At 71.1% G+C, this 18,442-nt stretch carries 15 protein-coding genes and 1 pseudogene; 7 read left to right on the top strand and 9 right to left on the bottom strand.

The window, feature by feature from the left end; translation table 11 throughout:
- The first annotated feature begins 75 nt into the window (after positions 1-75).
- The 4 genes from OG490_RS32630 to OG490_RS32615 all read left to right on the top strand — a co-directional run bounded on the left by OG490_RS32630 (position 76) and on the right by OG490_RS32615 (position 5,722).
- On the top strand, positions 76-612 hold the full coding sequence (locus OG490_RS32630; RefSeq protein ID WP_330299862.1) for a MarR family winged helix-turn-helix transcriptional regulator: 537 nt from the start codon (positions 76-78) through the stop codon (positions 610-612).
- A 125-nt stretch (positions 613-737) separates the two neighbouring features.
- The gene (locus OG490_RS32625; protein ID WP_330299861.1) at positions 738-1,856 is read left to right on the top strand and encodes a substrate-binding domain-containing protein; all 1,119 of its coding nucleotides are present in this window, start codon (positions 738-740) and stop codon (positions 1,854-1,856) included.
- Between the two features lie 124 nt (positions 1,857-1,980).
- Positions 1,981-3,150, top strand: a complete 1,170-nt coding sequence (locus OG490_RS32620) for a LacI family DNA-binding transcriptional regulator (protein ID WP_330299860.1) — start codon at positions 1,981-1,983, stop codon at positions 3,148-3,150.
- Positions 3,151-3,319: 169 nt separating this feature from the next.
- Complete coding sequence (locus OG490_RS32615) at positions 3,320-5,722, top strand: polysaccharide lyase 8 family protein (RefSeq protein WP_330299859.1); 2,403 nt, start codon at positions 3,320-3,322, stop codon at positions 5,720-5,722.
- Here the strand turns inward: OG490_RS32615 and OG490_RS32610 are convergent.
- The 9 genes and pseudogenes from OG490_RS32610 to OG490_RS32570 all read right to left on the bottom strand — a co-directional run bounded on the left by OG490_RS32610 (position 5,673) and on the right by OG490_RS32570 (position 15,522).
- On the bottom strand, positions 5,673-6,365 hold the full coding sequence (locus tag OG490_RS32610; protein ID WP_330299858.1) for an HAD family hydrolase: 693 nt from the start codon (positions 6,363-6,365) through the stop codon (positions 5,673-5,675). The genes OG490_RS32615 and OG490_RS32610 overlap by 50 nt on opposite strands.
- A gap of 1 nt (position 6,366) precedes the next feature.
- Positions 6,367-7,248, bottom strand: coding sequence for an alkaline phosphatase family protein (locus OG490_RS32605; protein ID WP_330299857.1), 882 nt, complete (start codon positions 7,246-7,248; stop codon positions 6,367-6,369).
- Between the two features lie 50 nt (positions 7,249-7,298).
- Positions 7,299-8,570 (bottom strand): alpha-L-fucosidase, encoded by a 1,272-nt coding sequence (locus OG490_RS32600; RefSeq protein WP_330299856.1) that lies wholly within the window; start codon positions 8,568-8,570, stop codon positions 7,299-7,301.
- Between the two features lie 92 nt (positions 8,571-8,662).
- Positions 8,663-10,282 carry a glycoside hydrolase family 13 protein gene (locus OG490_RS32595; protein WP_330299855.1) on the bottom strand — a complete coding sequence of 540 codons (1,620 nt, stop codon included), beginning with the start codon at positions 10,280-10,282 and terminating at the stop codon, positions 8,663-8,665.
- Positions 10,283-11,206: a carbohydrate ABC transporter permease gene (locus tag OG490_RS32590; RefSeq protein WP_443065902.1), complete on the bottom strand. Its 924-nt coding sequence runs from the start codon at positions 11,204-11,206 to the stop codon at positions 10,283-10,285.
- Positions 11,203-12,018, bottom strand: coding sequence for a carbohydrate ABC transporter permease (locus tag OG490_RS32585; RefSeq protein ID WP_443065999.1), 816 nt, complete (start codon positions 12,016-12,018; stop codon positions 11,203-11,205). Before OG490_RS32585 ends, OG490_RS32590 begins: the two co-directional genes overlap by 4 nt.
- Before the next feature lie 248 nt (positions 12,019-12,266).
- On the bottom strand, positions 12,267-13,571 hold the full coding sequence (locus OG490_RS32580; RefSeq protein WP_330299853.1) for an ABC transporter substrate-binding protein: 1,305 nt from the start codon (positions 13,569-13,571) through the stop codon (positions 12,267-12,269).
- Positions 13,572-13,710: 139 nt separating this feature from the next.
- Positions 13,711-13,956, bottom strand: a pseudogene (locus tag OG490_RS32575) (alpha-L-fucosidase); the annotation flags it as partial.
- Positions 13,957-14,454: 498 nt separating this feature from the next.
- Complete coding sequence (locus tag OG490_RS32570) at positions 14,455-15,522, bottom strand: alpha/beta hydrolase family protein (protein WP_330299852.1); 1,068 nt, start codon at positions 15,520-15,522, stop codon at positions 14,455-14,457.
- Positions 15,523-15,847: 325 nt separating this feature from the next.
- Here OG490_RS32570 and OG490_RS32565 point away from each other — a divergent pair, with 325 nt between their 5' ends.
- From OG490_RS32565 to lysA, 3 genes are all read left to right on the top strand, one after another.
- On the top strand, positions 15,848-16,261 hold the full coding sequence (locus OG490_RS32565; protein ID WP_330299851.1) for a hypothetical protein: 414 nt from the start codon (positions 15,848-15,850) through the stop codon (positions 16,259-16,261).
- A 417-nt stretch (positions 16,262-16,678) separates the two neighbouring features.
- A complete protein-coding gene (locus OG490_RS32560; RefSeq protein ID WP_330299850.1) occupies positions 16,679-17,044 on the top strand; it encodes an SAV_915 family protein in 366 nt (121 codons plus the stop codon).
- A gap of 13 nt (positions 17,045-17,057) precedes the next feature.
- Positions 17,058-18,401: a diaminopimelate decarboxylase gene (gene lysA, locus OG490_RS32555; protein ID WP_330299849.1), complete on the top strand. Its 1,344-nt coding sequence runs from the start codon at positions 17,058-17,060 to the stop codon at positions 18,399-18,401.
- The last annotated feature ends 41 nt before the right edge of the window (positions 18,402-18,442 follow it).

Here is an 18,442-nt window from a genome sequence, read left to right as displayed (position 1 = left end):
GCTCCCTAGAATTGCTGGACTTTCGGGTATCTTGAATACCGAGCTATTCGCCACCATGGAGGAAGGATCCCTTGAATGTCAAGCGAGACTGAGCCGGTCGAGTCGCGACTGGGCAGAGCCGTACAGGCCTACCAGTCGGCCGTCGACGACTTCGACCGCGAGCTGGCCCGCCTGATGGGAGTGAACGAGACGGATCTACGCTGCCTGGAGATCCTCATGGGCACCGAGGAGACCACCCCCCGCGAGCTGGCCACCCGCCTCGGCCTGACCACCGGCAGCGTCACCACGATGCTCGACCGCCTGGAAAAGCTGGACTACCTCACGCGCAGCCCGCATCCGACCGACCGCCGCATGACCCTGGTCCGCGTCACACCCGAAGCCACCCGGCGCGCCCACGGGCTGATGGCCCCGTTCCTCGGCGACGCCGGCCAGCAGGTCACGACCCGCTACGACGCCGAGCAACTGGAGCTGGTCGCGGACTTCCTGACCTTCACCCAGGAGATCCAGCAGCGCCACGTGGACCGGCTGCGCACCATGGAGTCACCCCGCCCCGGGCGGACCGGCGGCCGGCAGAGCCCCGGCCCGCGCGCAGGCGGAGCCGCCCGGTCGTAGCTGCCCGGCCGTAGCCGCCCGGCCGTGACCGGTCGATCGCAATCGATCGTATCGATCGCTTCCATTCCCTATGATGGCGGTACCGGGGCACACCCCCCGCACCGTCACGACCCCAGGGGGACCGGATGAGACCGCACGTGGACCAGCGGCAGGCGCAGGTGCGCGAGATCCTGCGGGTGCGGGGCAGCGTCCGCGTGGCGGAGCTCGCCCAGGAGCTCGGCGTCTCCCCCGTGACCCTGCGGCGGGACATCGAAGCGATGGCGGCGCGGGGCGAGATCCAGCGGATGCACGGGGTGATCAGCAGGGTGGCGGCGGGTCGTGCCACCACGGCCGCACCGGTGTCGGCCCGGGCCGCCGCTCCGTCCGGTGACGGCGGCGAGGGCCTGGTGATCGGCATGGTCGTACCGACGACCGAGTACTACTACGCCGACGTCGTGCGCGGGGCCCGCGAGGTGATCGAGGCGCGGGGGGCGAGGCTCACCGTGGGACTGACCCGGTACCTGCCGGGCGAGGACCGGACCCAGGCGGACCGGCTGCTGTCGACGGGGGCGGACGGCCTGCTGCTGACCCCGACCTGGGACACCGGGTCGCCCGGGCCCGGCGAGGGCGCCTGGACGGCGGAGCTGCCGGTGCCGACCGTCCTCGTGGAACGGTGGGCTCCGCCGGGCCATCCGGCGGCGGGGCTGGACCGGGTGGCCTCGGACCACGCGCACGGCGCGGCGCGGGCCGTACAGCACCTGGCGCAGCTCGGGCACCGGCGGATCGCGCTGGCCAGCCGCGAGACGCCGACGTCCGCGCGGCTGCGGGCCGGGTTCGAGGCGGCCGTGGCCGCGCTCGGGCTGGAGCCGGCGCCCGCGTGGCCCGAGTCCGGGGCGAAGGCGGCGGCCGGACAGGGGCCGCTCGCGGAGGCGGAGCTGTTCGCGCGGACCCTGGACTACCTGTGCGCGGCGGTCCAGGAGAGCGGAGTGAGCGCCGCCCTGATCCACAGCGACACGGACGCGATCATGCTGATCCCACGGCTCCAGGCGCGGGGAGTGCGGGTGCCCGAGGACCTGATGGTCATCACCTACGACGACGAGGTCGCCGGACTGGCCGACGTACCGCTGACGGCCGTGGCTCCCGCCAAGCGCGAGGTGGGCGCGCGGGCGGCGGCGCTCCTGCTGGACCGGTTGTCGGCGGGCGCTCCGCAGGACGTTCCCCGCCAGCACCTGGAGCTTCTTCCGCTCCTGACCGTCCGCCCGTAGGGGGTCGGGCCGCACCGGAATCCAATTGATGGTCGATACGAGCGTAAAGAACGTTCGATCGATACAATCGATTGCGATCGGGCCGGGACCGTTCGGCCCGTGCCCGAGAGCGCCTGGGGGGCCCGTGCGAGAACACGTCCGCGAGCGACACGAACGGGCGGTCGCGATCGTGCGCGACCACGTCAGCCTGCCCGTCGCCGACCTCGCCGTCCTGCTGGACGTCTCGATGGCCACCGTCCGCCGCGACGCGGAGATCCTCGTCTCCGAGGGGCGGCTCGGGCGGATCCACGGCGCTCTGGTGTGGCCGGGGACCGGTCGGCCGGTCCCCACCCCCGCACGGGCCGCCCCGCGGGCCGCGGAGGGGACCGTGGTCGGGATGGTCGTGCCGACCATGCACTACTCGTTCTCCGAGATCGTCCAGGGTGCCCGCAGCGTGCTGGCCATGCGCGGGGCGCGGCTCGTGCTCTCGCTCTCCGGCTACTTCGCCGACGAGGACCGCACCCGGATACGGCGGCTCACGACCTCCGGGGTGCACGGCCTGCTGGTGGCCCCCAGCTGGGAGGACGGAGCACCCGGCCCCGGGGAGGCCGACGCCGTCCTGGAGGCCTCCGTGCCGACCGTCCTGGTCGAACGGTGGACCAGGACCGGCAGCCCGGCCGACGCCCTCGACCGGGTGCGTTCCGACGCGGCCCACGGGGCGGGATCCGCCGTCCACCACCTGGCCTCCCTGGGCCACCGGCGCATCGCTTACGCACTCCAGAACAGCCCGCACGCACAGCAGTTGAAGGCGGGCTTCGAGACCGCCCTGGCCACCCTGGGCCTTCCCGCCGCGGTGGCTCCCGGCTTCGGCCCGGGCACTCCCGCCTCCGAGTCGCACCGCTACGACCTCACCCTGGAGCACCTGCGTGCCGGTGTGCGCGATCACGGGGTCACCGCCGCGCTCGTGCACACCGACGCCGACGCCGTCGTCCTCCTGCCGCGCCTCCAGGCCCTGGGGATCCGCGTCCCCGAGGACCTCGCGCTGGTGGTCTACGACGACGAGGTGTCCGGGCTGTCCGAGCCGGCGCTGACCGCCGTGGCCCCGCCCCGGCACGCGGTCGGCGCGGCGGCCGCCGGGCTGCTGCTCGACCGGATCGACGGCCGGGCCGCCGCGAACACGGGGCCCCCGACCGTCCCCGCGCCCCGGCTCCACATCGACCTGCTGCCCCAACTGCGCGTCCGGGACTCGTGCGGCGCTCGCTCGCCGCGTACAGATATGACCGTTCGAACGAATCGATCCCTGCACGACTCTTGAGTCATATTTCGATCACATGCTAGAAATCCGGTGAGCGGAACGCCCCCTCCCCGCTCCCACCCCGTCACCGCCTCGATGCCGAGCGGTCGCCTCCTGCCGCGCGCGGACCCCGCTCGCGGCCGTGGCATGCCGTCCGGCCAGACGGTCACGCCCCCACCCTGGAGGCTCCATGTCCAGCCCATGGTCCCGCCGTTCCTTCCTCCGCCTCTCCGGCACCGCCGTCCTGCTCGGCTCGGCCTCCTCGGCCGGCGTCCTCGCATCGGCCGGCGGCGCGTTCGCCGTCGACGCCTACGACACCCTCCGCCTCAAGTGGCGGGACATGGTGCTGGGCACCGGGTTCGACCCGGCGGCCGCCCCCTTCGCCCAGAAGCTCGCACTGCTGGGCACCCAGGCCTCCGAGGTCCGGTCCACGATGGCCGCCGTCAGCGGATCCCTCTGGCCGGACCTGCCCCTGACCGTCTCCAGCTCGATCACCGGCAGCTACGCCCGCCTGGCCACCATGGCTCAGGCCCACGCCCAGCCCGGCACCGGGCTGACCGGCAGCACGGCGCTGGCGCAAGAGATCAAGACCGGCCTGGACCACCTGTACAACCAGGCCTACAACCCGTCGAAGAGCCAGTTCGGCAACTGGTGGGACTTCCAGATCGGTTCTCCGCAGCTCCTGCTGGACATCACCACGGTCCTCTACGACCAGCTCTCCGCCACCCAGATCGCCAACCACCTCGCCGCCGTCGACAAGTTCGTCCCCGACTCCTCGGTCACGAGCTACACCGGAACCAGTACCGGAGCCAACCGGGTCGATCTGTGCCGCTCGCTGGCGCTGCGCGGCGTCCTCGGCAAGAGCGACGCCAAGATCACGCTCGCGCGGGGCGCCCTCTCCCCCGTCTTCCCCTTCGTCACCAGTGGCGACGGCTTCTACGCCGACGGATCGTTCGTCCAGCACAACTACCTCGCCTACACCGGCTCCTACGGCGCGGTGCTGCTCGGCGGACTGGCGAGCCTCTTCTCCCTCCTGAGCGGTTCGCCCTGGGCGGTCGGCGACACCAACCGGCAGATCATCTTCGACTCGGTGGAAGGATCCTTCGCCCCGTTCCTCTACAACGGCCTGATGATGGACTCGGTCTCCGGGCGCTCCACCAGCCGGGGCAACCCGAGGACCAACGCGTACGGGTTCCAGGGCGGCGACCACGGCCGCGGCCACGGCGTCCTCTCGTCCATCGTCCTGCTGGGCGGCGCGGCGAGCAGTGCGGAGAACCAGCGCTGGCGCGGTGTGGTGAAGGGCTGGATCCAGCGCGACTACTACAGCCCCGTCCTCACCGACACCGACCTGGGCATCGCGGCGCTGGCCCGGCTCAAGGCCGTACAGGACGACAGCGCCGTCACCGCGATCGCCGAGCCGACCGCGCACCGGATCTTCCCCGGCATGGACCGGGCCGTCCACCGCCGGCCCGGCTGGGCGGCCTCCATCAGCATGGCCTCGAAGCGGATGGGGTACTACGAAACGGGCAACGGGGAGAACCTGCGCGGCTGGCACGCCGGCGCCGGAATGCTCCAGTGGTGGGGGGACACGTACGCCAACGGCCAGTACACCGACGGCTTCTGGGCCACCGTCGACCCGTACCGGCTGCCCGGGACCACCGTCTCGAAGAAGGCCCTCGCCGACGCCGAGGGCGGCGCCTGGGGCCTGCCGCGGCCGGACGTGAACTGGGTCGGCGGCGCCACCGACGGAGAGTACGCGGCCATCGGCCAGTTCGTCCGCGGGTTGTCCAGCACGCTGTACGCGAAGAAGTCCTGGTTCTGCCTGGCCGACTCGATCGTCTGCCTCGCGGGCGCCGTCCGGGGCACCGACGGCGTCGCGGTGGAGACCGTGATCGACAACCGCAACCTCGGCGCCGCGGGAACCCAGGCCCTCACCGTCAACGGCGCCGCCCAGTCCGCGGCCCTCGGCTGGTCGGCCACGCTCACCGGAACCAACTGGGCACAGATCGCCGGCCACGGCGGGTACGTGTTCCCCGGCGGAGCCACGGTCAAGGCGCTGCGCCAGGCCAGGACCGGGTCCTGGCACGACGTCAACACCAGCGGCACCACCGACCCGATCACCCGCCGCTACCTGACCCTCTGGATCGACCACGGCGTGGACCCGGTGGACGCGGCCTGCGTCCACATCCTGATGCCCGGGGCCACCACCGCGGCCACGGCGGCACGGGCCGCCGCCGCCGGCTGGCTGACCGTCCTCGCCAACGACAACGACCAGCAGGGCATCGCGGTGCCCTCGCTCGGCGTCACCGCCGTCAACTTCTGGTTCGCCGGCACGGTCGGCGCCCTCACCGCCGACAACCCCGCCTGCGTACTGGTGCGGGAGCACGGCGACGGCACCGCCACCCTCTGCGTGTCGGACCCCATGCGGATGCGGACCGCCCTCACGGTCACCTGGAACCGCCCGGTGGCCTCCGTGATCTCCAAGCCGGCCACGGTCACCTCCGCGACCACCGGCTCCGCCCTCACGCTCACCTTCGGGGACCTCACCGGGAAGGCGGGAGCCACCCAGGAGATCGAGGTCGTCCTGGGCTGACCCGGACCACGAGGGAACGCAGCAGCTCCGGGTCCGCCTCGGTCAGCCGCTCCAGGACCAGCCGCCCAGCGGCCGGCTCCACCGGCACGGTGGAGGGGACGACCAGGACCGCGCAGCCGGCCGCCTGGGCGGAGGCCGTACCCGTGGGGCTGTCCTCCACGGCCACGCAGGACCGGGCATCGACGCCCAGGGCCTTCGCCGCGGCGAGGTAGGGGTCGGGATGCGGCTTGGTCCTCGGGGTCTCGCCCTCCGCCACGGTCACGGCGAACCGGTGTGCGCCGAGCCGCTCCAGGACCAGGTCCACGATCGGGCGGGGGGAAGCGGAGACCAGCCCGATCGGGACGCCGGCCGCGGCCAGCGCGTCGAGGAGTTCCACCGCCCCCGGCATGAGCCGGGGGCCGCGGGCGACCCGCTCGTGGAATCCGGCCAGGAGGTCCTCCTCGATCTCCACCACCGTCCGCGTGGCCCCGCCGGCGGCGTGCAGGTGGCCGGCCGTGTCCGCAACCGACCGTCCTACGACGTCGGCCACGTCGGCCTCCGTCAGCGTGTACGCCAGGGACGCGGCCACCGCTTCGGCCGCCTGCCACCACAGCGGCTCGGAGTCGATCAGCGTCCCGTCCATGTCGAAGAAGACCGCCCGCACGTCAGACCCCGGCCGGTACGGGGGCGACGGGGGCCGAGAACGGCAGTCCGTCGAGGGTCCAGTGCGAGTCGGCGGTGAGCCCGAGGCTCGCGTACACCTGCGCAGCGACGTCCTCGAAGCGCAGCTCCCGGGCGGGAGTTGCGGTGGGGACGTCCGGGCCGCAGCAGGCGACCCAGGCCGTCCGCTCCTCGACGCTACGACCGCCGTGGCCGCCGCTGTCCCGGTGGCCGTGGTCGGTGACGACGATGACGGTCCAGGTCTCCCGTGCGTATCCGGGACGGGCGCGGACCGTGTCGAGCAGGCGGCCGAGGCGTTCGTCGGCCCGCTCTATCGCCCGCAGGTACGCGTCCCCGCAGCCGAGCAGGTGTCCGGTCTCGTCGACCGAGCCGAGGTAGACGAAGGAGACCTCCGGGTCGTCGGTCGCCAGCACGTGGACGGCTTCCCCGGTGACCTGGTCGTCGCAGACCTGCCAGTCCTCGCTGGTGTCCGCGCGCGGTGCGACGTACGAGAGCCTGCTGGGTGCGGCGAACAGCGGGCCGCCCTGGCGGGCGAGCAGCAGCGGCTCCCAGCCGGCGGCCACGAAGGTCTTGCGGCCGTTCTCCTGGGCGAGCCTGGTGGTGAAGTCCGGGAACACGTCGAGGCGGTGGCCCGCGAAGTTGTTGCCGTAGACGCCGTGCTTGGCGATGCCCACTCCGGTGACGACGGTGGCCCAGCAGGGACCGGACATCGTGGGCGTGGCCTCGTCGATCTCGATGGGGCCGAGGAATCCGGCGGCGGCCACCGCGTCGAGGTGCGGTGTGGCCACGGCGGGGAGCGCGTCGAGTCGTACCCCGTCTATGCCGACGACGAGGACGTGGCGGCGGGGGTCGGGCGAGGTGGACAAGGGTCGGTTTCCCGTCTTCGGTAGGTGGATGGATGGGTGGAGGCGGCCGGTCAGTGGACGGGGTCCTCGAACTTCTCCGTGGCGCCGCGGGGTTGCTCTTCGAGCGCGGGGGCGGCTCCACGTCCCGTGAAGAATCCCGACAGGCCGGCCAGTCGGCTGCCGGGGCCGGTGAGCCGGATGCTCAGCTTGGTGACCTCCACGGGAGGGAACGCGTGGATGCGGCGGACGCCGACGGTCCGGCCGGAGGCGATGACCTCGCCGTCCACCAGGATCTCGTGCCCGCTGATGAACTGGCCGTCCGTGAGCTCTTCGTTCAGTTCCAGGTGGTCGAGCACGACGGGCCTCGTGAACCGGGCCTCGACCGTGCCGCCCGGTCCGGTGGCCAGCCGCGGGACGAAGGGCCGGGCGAAGCTCCGTTGCACCTCCGTGGTGAATTCGAGCAGGCGCGCGCGGTCCGCGGGGTCGATGCGGCCCGTGCGATCCGGCGGGACGTTCAGGAGCAGGCCGGCCCCGAGTCCGAGCGAGCGGTACCAGATGGCGAGGAGGTGATCGCGGCTCTTGAGGGTGTGCAGGTCGTCCGGCTGCCAGAACCAGTGCCCGCGGATGGGTACGTCGCACTCGGGCGGCAGGTACCGGGCCCGGCCGAGCGGGGCCGCGCCGTCGTCGTAGATGCTGATGCCGGTCGTGTCGACGGTGTACCGGCAGGGGTCGGCCGCCAGGCCGTCCTCGTTGCCGATCCAGCGGATCGTCGGGGAGCCCATGTTGAACACCATGGCGTCCGGCTGGTGTTCGGCGATGACGGCCGTGACGGCGTCCCAGTCGTAGGTCCTGCCCTCGGATCCCGCGCCGTCGAACCACAGCTCGTACAGGGGGCCGTACTGGGTGCACAGCTCGGTGAGCTGCTCCAGGTAGAAGGCGTCGTAGGCTCCGGGGTCTTCGTAGCAGGGCGCGTTGCGGTCCCAGGGGGACAGGTAGAGGCCCAGTCCGATGTCCGCTTCCCGGCAGGCTTCGGCGAGTTCGGCGACGACGTCGCCCCGGCCGTCGCGCCAGGGCGACGAGGCGACCGAGTACGCGGTGGTGGCGGTCGGCCAGAGGCAGAACCCGTCGTGGTGCTTGGCGGTGAGGACGACGTACCTGGCGCCGGCCGCGACCGCGGTCCGCACCCATTGCCGGGTGTCCAGGGCGGTCGGGTCGAAGGTGGCCGGGTCCAGCGTGCCGTCGCTCCACTCGCGGCCGTTGAAGGTGTTGATGCCGAAGTGCAGGAAGAGACCGAACCCGCCTCTCTGCCAGGCGAGTTGTGCGGGTGTGGGGCGGGTGGTCATATCGCGTTCCCTTCGGGATCGGGAGGCGGGACGGAGCCGGCCCCTGCGCCCCCACGGCTGCGGGCCGGCTCCTCACAGTGGTCACGGCGCCGTCAGGCGGTTCGCATCCACACGGCGGTTCCTCCTGGCAGCAGTCCGCTCCCGGTGAGCGGCCCACTGGCCAGCAGGAGGCTGGAGCGAGGTGGCAGTTCGACGGCGTCGACGCCTAGGTTGACGAGGCAGGTGAAACCGGCGCCGCGGGTGAAGGCGAGGACCCCGTCCGGGGCCGGGAGCCATGCGAACTCCCCCGCCACCAGGTCGGGTTCCTTGCGGCGCAGGCCCAGGGCGCCGCGGTAGAGCTCCAGCGTGGAAGCCGGGTCGCCCTGCTGCGCGGCGGCGCTGAACCCGGCCCAGTCCGGGGGCTGCGGGAGCCAGGGGCTGTTCGTCGCGCCCTCGGGGCTGAACCCGTACGGGGCCCCGTCCCCGGACCAGGGCAGCGGCACCCTGCAGCCGTCGCGGCCCCGGTCGGTGAATCCGGAGCGGGGCCACCTCGGGTCCTGGAGCAGCTCGGCCGCGATGTCCTCGACCTCGGCCAGGCCGAGTTCCTCGCCCTGGTAGACGTATGCGCAGCCGGGCAGGGCCAGGGTGAGCAGCGCCGCGGCGCGGGCGCGGCGCCTGCCGAGGGCGAGGTCGACGGGGACGCCTTCGGTGACCGGATCCCAGCTGTGCCGGGTGTCGGCCCTGCCGTAGCGCGTGACGTGGCGGATGACGTCGTGGTTGGAGAGCACCCAGGTCGGGACCGCGCCGACCGGCCCGTGGTCCGCGAGGGTGCGGTCGATGACCGTGCGCAGCGCTTTGGCGTCCCAAGCGGTGCCGAGGAAGGGGAAGTTGAAGGCGGTGTGGAGTTCGTCGGGACGCAGGTAGGCACGGAAGCGGTCCCGGTCCTCGAGCCAGATCTCTCCCACGAAGACCCGCTCGCCCTCGTAGGAGTCGGGGACGGTACGCCAGGAACGGTAGACCTCGTGCACCGGGTCCTGGTCGGTCCACGGGTTGTCGTTCGCGTCGCGTGCCCGGTAGTCGCTGACCTCCGGCAGGCCGGGGGCCTTCGCGAGGTGGTCGGCGACGTCGATGCGGAAGCCGTCGACCCCGCGGTCCAGCCAGAACCTCAGGACGTCCTCGAACTCGGCGCGGACGTCGGGGTGTTCCCAGTCGAAGTCCGGCTGTTCGGGGGCGAAGAGGTGCAGGTACCACTCGCCGTCGGCGACCCTGGTCCAGGCGGGGCCACCGAAGTGGGACTGCCAGTCGTTGGGCGGCAGTTCGCCGGCCGGTCCGCGTCCGGGGCGGAAATGGAAGCGGTCCCGCTGCGGTGATCCCGGGCCGGCGGCCACAGCCCCGGCGAACCAGGGGTGTTGATCGGAGCAGTGGTTGGGGACCAGGTCGATGATGATGCGCAGGCCCAGCGCGTGGGCTTCGGCGATGAGTTGCTCGGCCTCGGCGAGGGTGCCGAAGACCGGGTCGATGTCGCGGTAGTCGGCCACGTCGTAGCCGCCGTCGGCCATCGGGGAGGCGTACCAGGGGCTGATCCAGACGGCGTCGACGCCGAGTTCGGCCAGGTAGGGCAGGCGGGCGCGGATGCCGGCGAGGTCGCCGACGCCGTCGCCGTTGCCGTCGGCGAAGCTGCGGGGATAGATCTGGTAGACGACCGCGCTCCGCAGCCAGTCCTTGTTCTTCATCTACTTCACTGCTCCGGCGGTGAGTCCCGATCGCCAGAAGCGCTGCAGGCAGAGGAAGGCGATCACCAGCGGGATCACTGCGATCAGGGAACCCGTGATGGCCAGCGAGTACATCTCGGGGCTCTCGGTGGTCGAGACGTTCCACATGTGGAGGCCGAGGCTGACGGGGTACAGGTTCTTGTCGTTGAGCATGATCAGCGCACCGTAGAAGTTGTTCCAGCTCGCGGTGAAGGAGAAGAGGAAGAGCGTCATGAATCCGGGCGCGAGCATCGGCAGCGCGATCTTGCGGAAGGTCCGCACCTCGCCGGAGCCGTCGACCCTGGCCGCCTCGATGACCTCGTACGGCACGTAGCCCTCGGAGAAGACGCGGGCGAGGTAGACGCCGAACGGGTTGACGAGCGAGGGGATGAGCAGGGCCCAGTAGGTGTTGGTGAGACCGGCCTTGGAGGCCAGCAGGTACATGGGCAGGGTCAGGACGGCCCCGGGTACGAGGACGCCGGCGAGGACCACGCCGAAGAGCTTCTCCTTGCCCGCGAAGGCGTACTTGTCGAAGGCGTATCCGGCCGCGACGGAGACGAGCGAGGAGAGCGCGGAACCGACGACGGCGTAGACGACCGTGTTGAGCAGCCAGCGCCCGTAGATGCCGTCGTTGTGGGTGAAGACCTCGTGGATGTTGGAGAAGAGGTTGAACTCCCCGAACTGGAAGCCGTTGGTGGCGAAGAGGTCGCGGCGGTTCTTGGTGGCGGCGATCAGCAGCCAGCTGATCGGCATCAGCGTGTAGAGCGCCAGCATGACCAGTACGGTGTTGACGGCGGTCTTGGAGGCCCAGGCCCGCGGGGCGCGGGGGCGGCTCGGCGCCGTGGAGTCGACGGGCGGCACGGGGGTGCGCTCGACGGTGCGGGAGGGGAGGGCTTGCGTGCTCATGATTCCTGCCACCGCTTCCCGATCCGGGTGACCAAGAAGGACAGCGCCCCGGCCACGAGGGCCAGCAGCAGCGACGCGGCGGCCGCGGAGGCGTAGTCCTGGTCGATGAAGGCCTTGCTGACTATGTACATCGTGGGCGACCAGTCGTTGCCCAGTGCCTGCGCCTTGTCGGAGAGCAGCCTGGGCTCGGTGAAGAGCTGGATCGCTCCGACGCAGGTGAACAGGACGGTCATGACGACGGAGGACCGAATGATCGGCACCTTGATGCCCAGGGCGATGCGCCAGGCGCCCGCTCCGTCCACAGTGGCGGCCTCGATGACCTCGCGGGGCACCGCCTGGAGCGCCGCGAAGAAGATCACCATGTTGTAGCCGATCCACTGCCAGACGGCGATGTTGACCATCGACGAGAGGGAGTTGGCGGGTGAGAAGAAGTTCCAGCTGCCGCCCGCGCCGTCGATCCATTCGATCACGGGGCTGAGTCCGGGGGTGTAGAGGTAGATCCAGATGATCGCGGCGATCAGTCCCGGCACGGCGTGCGGCAGGAAGAAGGCGAGCTGGAAGAAGCGCTTGGCCCGGGCATAGGTCGAATCGACGAGGAGGGCCAGGCCCAGCGCGCCGCCGATCATCACCGGGATGTACAGCACGCAGTACGTGGCGACGTGCAGGAAGGACGTACGGAACTCCGGATCGGCCAGCACCGCCGAGTAGTTCGCCAGACCTGCGAAGGTCCGTTCGACGCCGCCGAACCCGAGTCCAGAGGACTGCTCCCGAAACACGCTCATCCACCCCGCGTAGACGACCGGCGCCACCATGACGAGGGCGAACAGGACGAAGAACGGGACGAGGAACAGGGCTGCGGCGGCGCGCTGGTTGCGGCGCAGCGCGTTTCCGGCGCGTGCCGGAGCGACGGGGGGTGATGCCACGGTTGGCTCCTTGGCGGTGCGGGTGGTTCAGACTTCAGGCGGCCGGGGTCCGGGGTGCGGCTTCCGGCTTCCGGCTTCCGGCTTCCGGCTTCCGCGGAGGGGGGTGGCCGCAAGGGTTCGCGGCCGCCCCCGTCGCGTCACTTGGCGAGCTTGAGCCCACGGCTCTCGATGGTGGTCCGGGCCGATTCCTGGGCCTTCACCAGACCGCCGGCGAGACCGTTCTTGGCCGCCTCGTCCTTGAAGTCGGCGTTGACCTTGCCCCAGACCGGGCCCCAGGTCCAGCCGGGGACGATCGTGTCGATCTGCTCGCCGGTCAGCTTGTAGAAGTCCTGACCGCCGAAGTAGGAGGTGTCGAAGGCCTTCGCCGCCACCGCGGCCATCTCCCGGTTCGCGGGCAGGCTGCTGCTCGGGTTCTTCAGGGCGCCGATCCGGGCCGTCATCGCGGCCGGGTCCGTGGTCACCCACTTGACGAACTCGGCGGCGGCCTTGGTGTGCTTGCTGCCCTTGGGCACGGCGAAGCTGGTGCCGCCGAACATGCCGCTGGCCGGGGTGCCCCAGTTCGGGATGGGGGCGACGCCCCACTTGCCCTTGAGGTCCGGCATGGTGGAGATCATTCCGCCGCCGCTCCAAGCGGCGCCCACGATGCTGGCGGACGTGCCGTCGGCCCTGGACTTGTTCTCCTCCGGAGTGCCGGAACCGTAGTTGAAGACCAGGTCGTCCTTGAGCATCCCCTGCCAGAAGGCGGCGACCTTCTGCGAGGGGGCGTCGTTGATCTCGGGCTTCCAGGCGCCGTCCTTGATCTGGAACCATTTGGCGCCGGCCTGCCAGGAGAGCGTGGCTTCCAGCGGAGTGTCGGTCGGGAAGTTGCCTATGCGCGCCTTGGGGTCCGCCGCCTTGATCTTCTCGGCGGCCGCACGGTACTCGTCCCACGTCGTCGGCACGGACACCGCGTACTTCTCGAAGAGGTCCTTGCGGTAGAAGTACACCTGCGGAGTCGCGTCGAAGGGGACCGACCACGTCTTTCCGCCGAAGGTCACCAGGTCCTGGATGCCGGCCGGGAAGCTCTTCTTCACCAGTTCGCCCGAAGAAGCGGTGAGGTCCTCCAGGTAACCCTGGCTCGCGAACTCCGGGACCATCGCGTACTCGATGGTCGTCACATCGGGCGCGGCGCCCGCCTTGATCGCGTTGCTGATCTTGCTGTAACCGTCAGCCCCGCCCGGGATCTGGGAGAACTGGACCTGGATGTCGGTGTGCGTCTTGTTGAACTCCGCGGCCGCGGCCTCGGCGCCGGCGGTCCAGGTCCAGTACGTGATCGTCACGGGCTTGCCGTCGTCCTTCGGGGCCGACGAGGTGGTGGAGCCGGAACCGCAGGCGGAGGTCAGCAGGGCAAGGGACACCGCTGCGGCCACCGCGCCGTAGACACGCAAGGACTGAGCCTTCATCTGTACTGCTCCTTGGCGAGTGGGCTGAACGACTTGAATCATTCGCCCACGCATCTTGAACGTCAAGACCATGTGAACTATTGATCAAAACGATCAGATCGCCAGCCCGTCACCGGGTGGCCGAGCTCGGCGCCGTGCCCACGGCCTCGGCATGGCGGGCCGTCCAGTCCCTGAGGCCGAGCAGCCGGTCGGCCTGTTCCGGCGGGATCGTGCCGTCCTCCTTCGGGCCGACGTCGAGCAGCGGATTGCCGCCCATCCCGATCGTTTCGGTGAACAACCGCACCAGCTGGCCCACCGACTTGTGGTTGCCGTCGGCGCGCTGGTAGCCCCACGAGTCGTTGATCGTCAGGCACAGCTCCCACGGACCGTCCGGAGCCTCCACGGGTGGTCGGTGTGGGCGTGCACGGGACGTCCGCGGCGCGGGAGGTGTTCCGGCTCCCGGACCTGTGGCAGCTGCCTCGGCACTGTCCGAACTGCTCCACAACGCCATCGCGGCCGCACCAGGCTCCCCGGCCCGGGCGTCCGCCGAGATCTGGGCGGCGCTCTGGCGGGTGGCCCAACTGCCACCGCCGGTCCTCCAGGGCGCCCCGCACCCGGCCGTCACCCTGGCCGTCGCACACATCGAGGCACACCTGGCCCGGCCCCTGGCCGTACCGGACGTCGCACGGGCCGCCCGGGTGTCCCACAACCAGCTGACCCGGCGCCGTCCGCGCGGCGGCGACGCCGGCCTCCGGCTGAGCGCAGGTCGATTCGGCCGACGAACCGCGGGCCGCATCGATCAAGGTCGCGCCACGCGTTCATGGCGCCCGGATCGCCCGCGGTGCGACGCCGCTCTCGCCGCCGGTCCTCGGGTTGGGTGGCGAGCCCGGCGGGAGCGGGGCTGTTATTTCAGGTACTTGTCGAAGAACGCGGTGGCGTAGCGGATCGCGGTCTCGCGCTGCTCGGCGGGCTTCAGCTGCTGAGGGGTGCCGGTTGCGTTCGCGCTCTCGCACCGGCCGCCGGGGCGGTTGCGGTGGTCGACGGTGACGTCGTCGGTTGCGAAGGCCGGTCCGGTGCCGGGTGTCCAGACCGTGTTGAAGAAGTTGTGGTTGCCGCCGGGTACGTCGTGGTGTTCGACGTGCGGGTTCCCGGCGGCCATCGCGACGGGGATTTTGCTGTCCTCCCACATGGCGTCGCAGGTTCCGGCGACCAGGGAGAGGGGGACGCGGGTGATGTGTTCCTTGTCCGCGTCGATGCCGTTCATGGCGGGCGCGAGTGCGAGGGTGGCACGGAGGTGGACGCCGGACGGGAGCTTGTGGCTGTCCAGGGCCTGGGCGAGGACACCACCGCCGCCGCGGGAGTGTCCGAGCGTGCCGACCCGGTCGAGATCCACGTGGTCCGTGAACTGCTTGAGCTCCCGCAGCGGGCCTTCCCCGGTGGACAGCTGCTCCCACATCTCCATGTGCTTGTCCAGCAGGGCCGCCCGCGCGACCTGGCCCTGCTTCTTCTCCTGGGCCTGGATGCCGTTGGCCGCCACCGACACCACGATGTAGCCCTTGTCGGCCAGTGCCTCGGCGAGGTAGGAGTAGCCCAGGTAGTTGCCGACCGGCTCGGCGCCCTTGGCGCACGGCCAGCCCTGGGCGCGGACCGGTTTGTCACCCGCGGCGCAGGTGTCGCCCCAGCCGTGCAGCATCATCACCAGGGGATGCTTGCCCCCCTCCAGATCGCGCGGGTAGGTGACGGCGGCCTTCAGCTCCGTACGCTTGCCGTCCAGGCCCGGTGGCGCGTAGGCGCTGTCACCGAAATCGTAGGTGAGCCGGGCCGAACCGGCCGTTGCGTCCTGTACTGAGACCTTCGCCGAGCCGACGATCTCGGGCTGGGCGTTGCCGCAGGAAGCGGCCCCCAGGACGACCGAGGCGACGGCCGTCAGGGGGAGGAGGCAGCGGCGCAGGGAGCGAGGGGGCATACGCATGGGCAAAGGGGCCTTTCGGGACGCGGGGCTTCGGCGGGGACGGCCGCTCGGGCCGGTGGGCGCCGTGGCGACCCTCTCGACGGTATGCACCCTGGTCGTCAGGGATGTATCAGGCGAAGCGCGCAGGCGTATCAATGAGCGTCAAGGGCTACGAGATCGCGCCGGAGCCGGGGTTGCGGGGTGGCGGGGTGGGCCTTTCGGTCATGGAGTGCGACCTGCGATGCAGGCACCGTTCCTCCTGAAAGGTGACGATTAGCAGCCGCTTTCGCTCCGCTTGGATGGGGGCTGAGGAGGCCCACGGTGGGCGTCCGGATGGAGCGGTGTGATGAGTGCTCGGCGTACGGCTTGCTGTGTGACACCCCTGGTCGTGGGTGTGATCGGGCTGCTCGCGGTCTTCGCGGCGGTCCGGTTCAGCGGCGACTTCGGCAAGGCCTGGGCGATCACCTACACGGCGAAGACCTCCGGATCCGGCACGTACGGCGTCACCTACCAGGACACCGAAGGCCGCTATCCGTGGGAGGACACCGACGTGCGTCGGCACTCCGAGGGCGATACGGCCGGAGACTGGCGGAAGGAAGTGGTGATCGTCGACGGGAAGAACGCCAAGGTGACCATCATTCCCGCCAAGGGAGCGGTGGCCACCTGCGCGATCCTCCTGGACGGCCGCAAGGTGCTCGCGCGGGGGACCTCGCCCGCGGCCGGGCAGCCTGCCGTGTGCGAGAGCGCCATCAAGGACTGATCGCGGACGCGGCCGTTGCGAAGGACTGCGCGGCCATGAGCAGCATCGGGAAACCGAGCTCGGCCTCGAGGGGGGACAGGCTGCCCGGGGTTCCGCTCACACCGACCACGACTCTTCGCACAGCTGCTTCCCCTCGCCTCTCCATCGACCGGATCCCATGAAAGGGCTCGTTTCGAACGTGCGGGGTGGTCGCTTATCGCCTTCTGACGCGAGAACGGGAAACCATGACGCGTTTCTGACGGCCCCCGGCGCCGCCTGTCAGCGATGCGTATGGACTCGGCCGGTCGCCGTCAAGGTCCCGTCATGGGGTGTCCACTGCGGTGAGAACTCGGGGATAGCTTCGGTGTCGTGCCCCGGACCGCCTCCCCGCATCCGGGGCCTCCCCACTGCCACTCGTGGTTCCTCTGGGAGGGCCTCATGTGTTTGTTCCAGTACGAAGACGACCCGGAGCCTGAAGAACGGGTCCCGGCCGGGCCCCTGTACGTACCGGCCCGGCCGGGAGCCGCGCAGGTGGTGGTGCGCCTGTTCCGCACCCCGCTGGGGGCCCGTACCGCCGTCGGCTTCACCACCGCGGAGCGACTGGCCGCCGTCCTCGGTGAGGGGCAGCCCTGGATCCGGCTCTCGGAGGCCGCGCTCCGCGCGATGGCCGAGCCGCTCGGAGCCTCGCTGCTGACCGTGGACCCGACCCTCACCGCTCCTGCGGTCACCACGGCGACGGCCACCAACGGTCCGGCCACGGCTTCTGTCCCGCAGGTGCCCGAGACCGTTGCCCGGACCGTCTGAAGGGGGTCACGCCATGACCATCACCGCTCTCCCGGAGATTCCGGCCGGTACCGATGACCTGTCCATATGGCCCGCCTCCACCACTCCGCTCCCGCACGGCGGCGACCTGGCCGTCGGCGGGGTGTCGCTGACGGAGATCGCCGAGCGGTTCGACACCCCGGCCTACGTGCTGGACGAGGGCGAGGTTCGTGAGCGCTGCCGTACCTACCGCAGCGCCTTCCCCGACTCCGCCGCCGACGTGCTCTACGCCGCCAAGGCGTTCCTCTCCCGCGCGATGGTGCGCTGGGTCCGGGAGGAGGGCCTCGGCCTGGACGTCTGCTCCGCCGGGGAGTTGGAGCTCGCCGTCACCGCCGGTTTCCCGCCCGAGCGGATCGTGCTGCACGGCAACGCCAAGTCGCCCCGGGACATCGAGACCGCGCTGCGGCTCGGGGTGGGCCGGATCGTCATCGACGGCCCCTCCGAGATCGCCCGGATCGCGGCCGCCGTCGGTGCCACTGGACACCAGAGGGTCATGGTGCGGGTGGTGCCGGGGGTATCCGCCGGGGGCCACGAGAAGATCCGCACGGGCACGGACGACCAGAAGTTCGGGCTCTCCCCTGCCGACGGATCCGCCCAGCAGGCCGTGGCCAGGATCCTGGGCCAGCCGCAGCTCGAACTCACGGGCCTGCACTGCCACATCGGATCCCAGATCACCACCGTGGACTCCTACCTGGTGGCGCTGCGCCGCATGGTGCGGCTGATGGCCGACATCCACGCAACCCACGGAGTCGTCCTGCCCGAGCTGGACATGGGCGGCGGCCACGGCATCGCCTACCGGGCGGGGGAACCCGCCCTCGACCTCACGGCGCTGGCGCGCATGCTCCGTACCGAGCTGGCCGCGAGCTGCGCCGCCGCCGGACTGACCGTCCCCCGCCTCCTCGTCGAACCCGGCCGGGCCGTCGTCGGGCCCGCAGGGGTCGCCCTGTACCGGGTGCTCGCCGTCAAGCACACGGGCGAGAAGGTCTTCGTCGCCGTCGACGGAGGCATGAGCGACAACCCGCGCCCCGCCCTGTACGGAGTGCGCTACGCACCCCGGCTCGTGGGACGCCACTCCCCCTCCGGATCCCGTACCACCACGGTCGTCGGCCGGCACTGCGAGGCGGGCGACATCCTCGCGGCCGACGTGGAGCTGCCGGGCGACATCCACCCCGGCGACCTGCTCGCCGTCCCGGTGTCGGGCGCGTACCAACTCTCCATGGCCTCCGGGTACAACATGGTCGGCCGTCCCCCGGTCATCGCGGTCCACGAGGGCACGGCCCGGGTGCTGGTCAGGCGCGAGACGCTGGACGACTTCCGCAGCCGCGACATCGGCGACTGATGCCACATCGTGCAACGTCTGCCGTGTGGTGCGCGGCGCGC

This window comes from Streptomyces sp. NBC_00503 (assembly GCF_036346895.1).
GTDB lineage: Bacteria > Actinomycetota > Actinomycetes > Streptomycetales > Streptomycetaceae > Streptomyces.
This window is presented reverse-complemented; position numbering and strand designations above follow the sequence as displayed.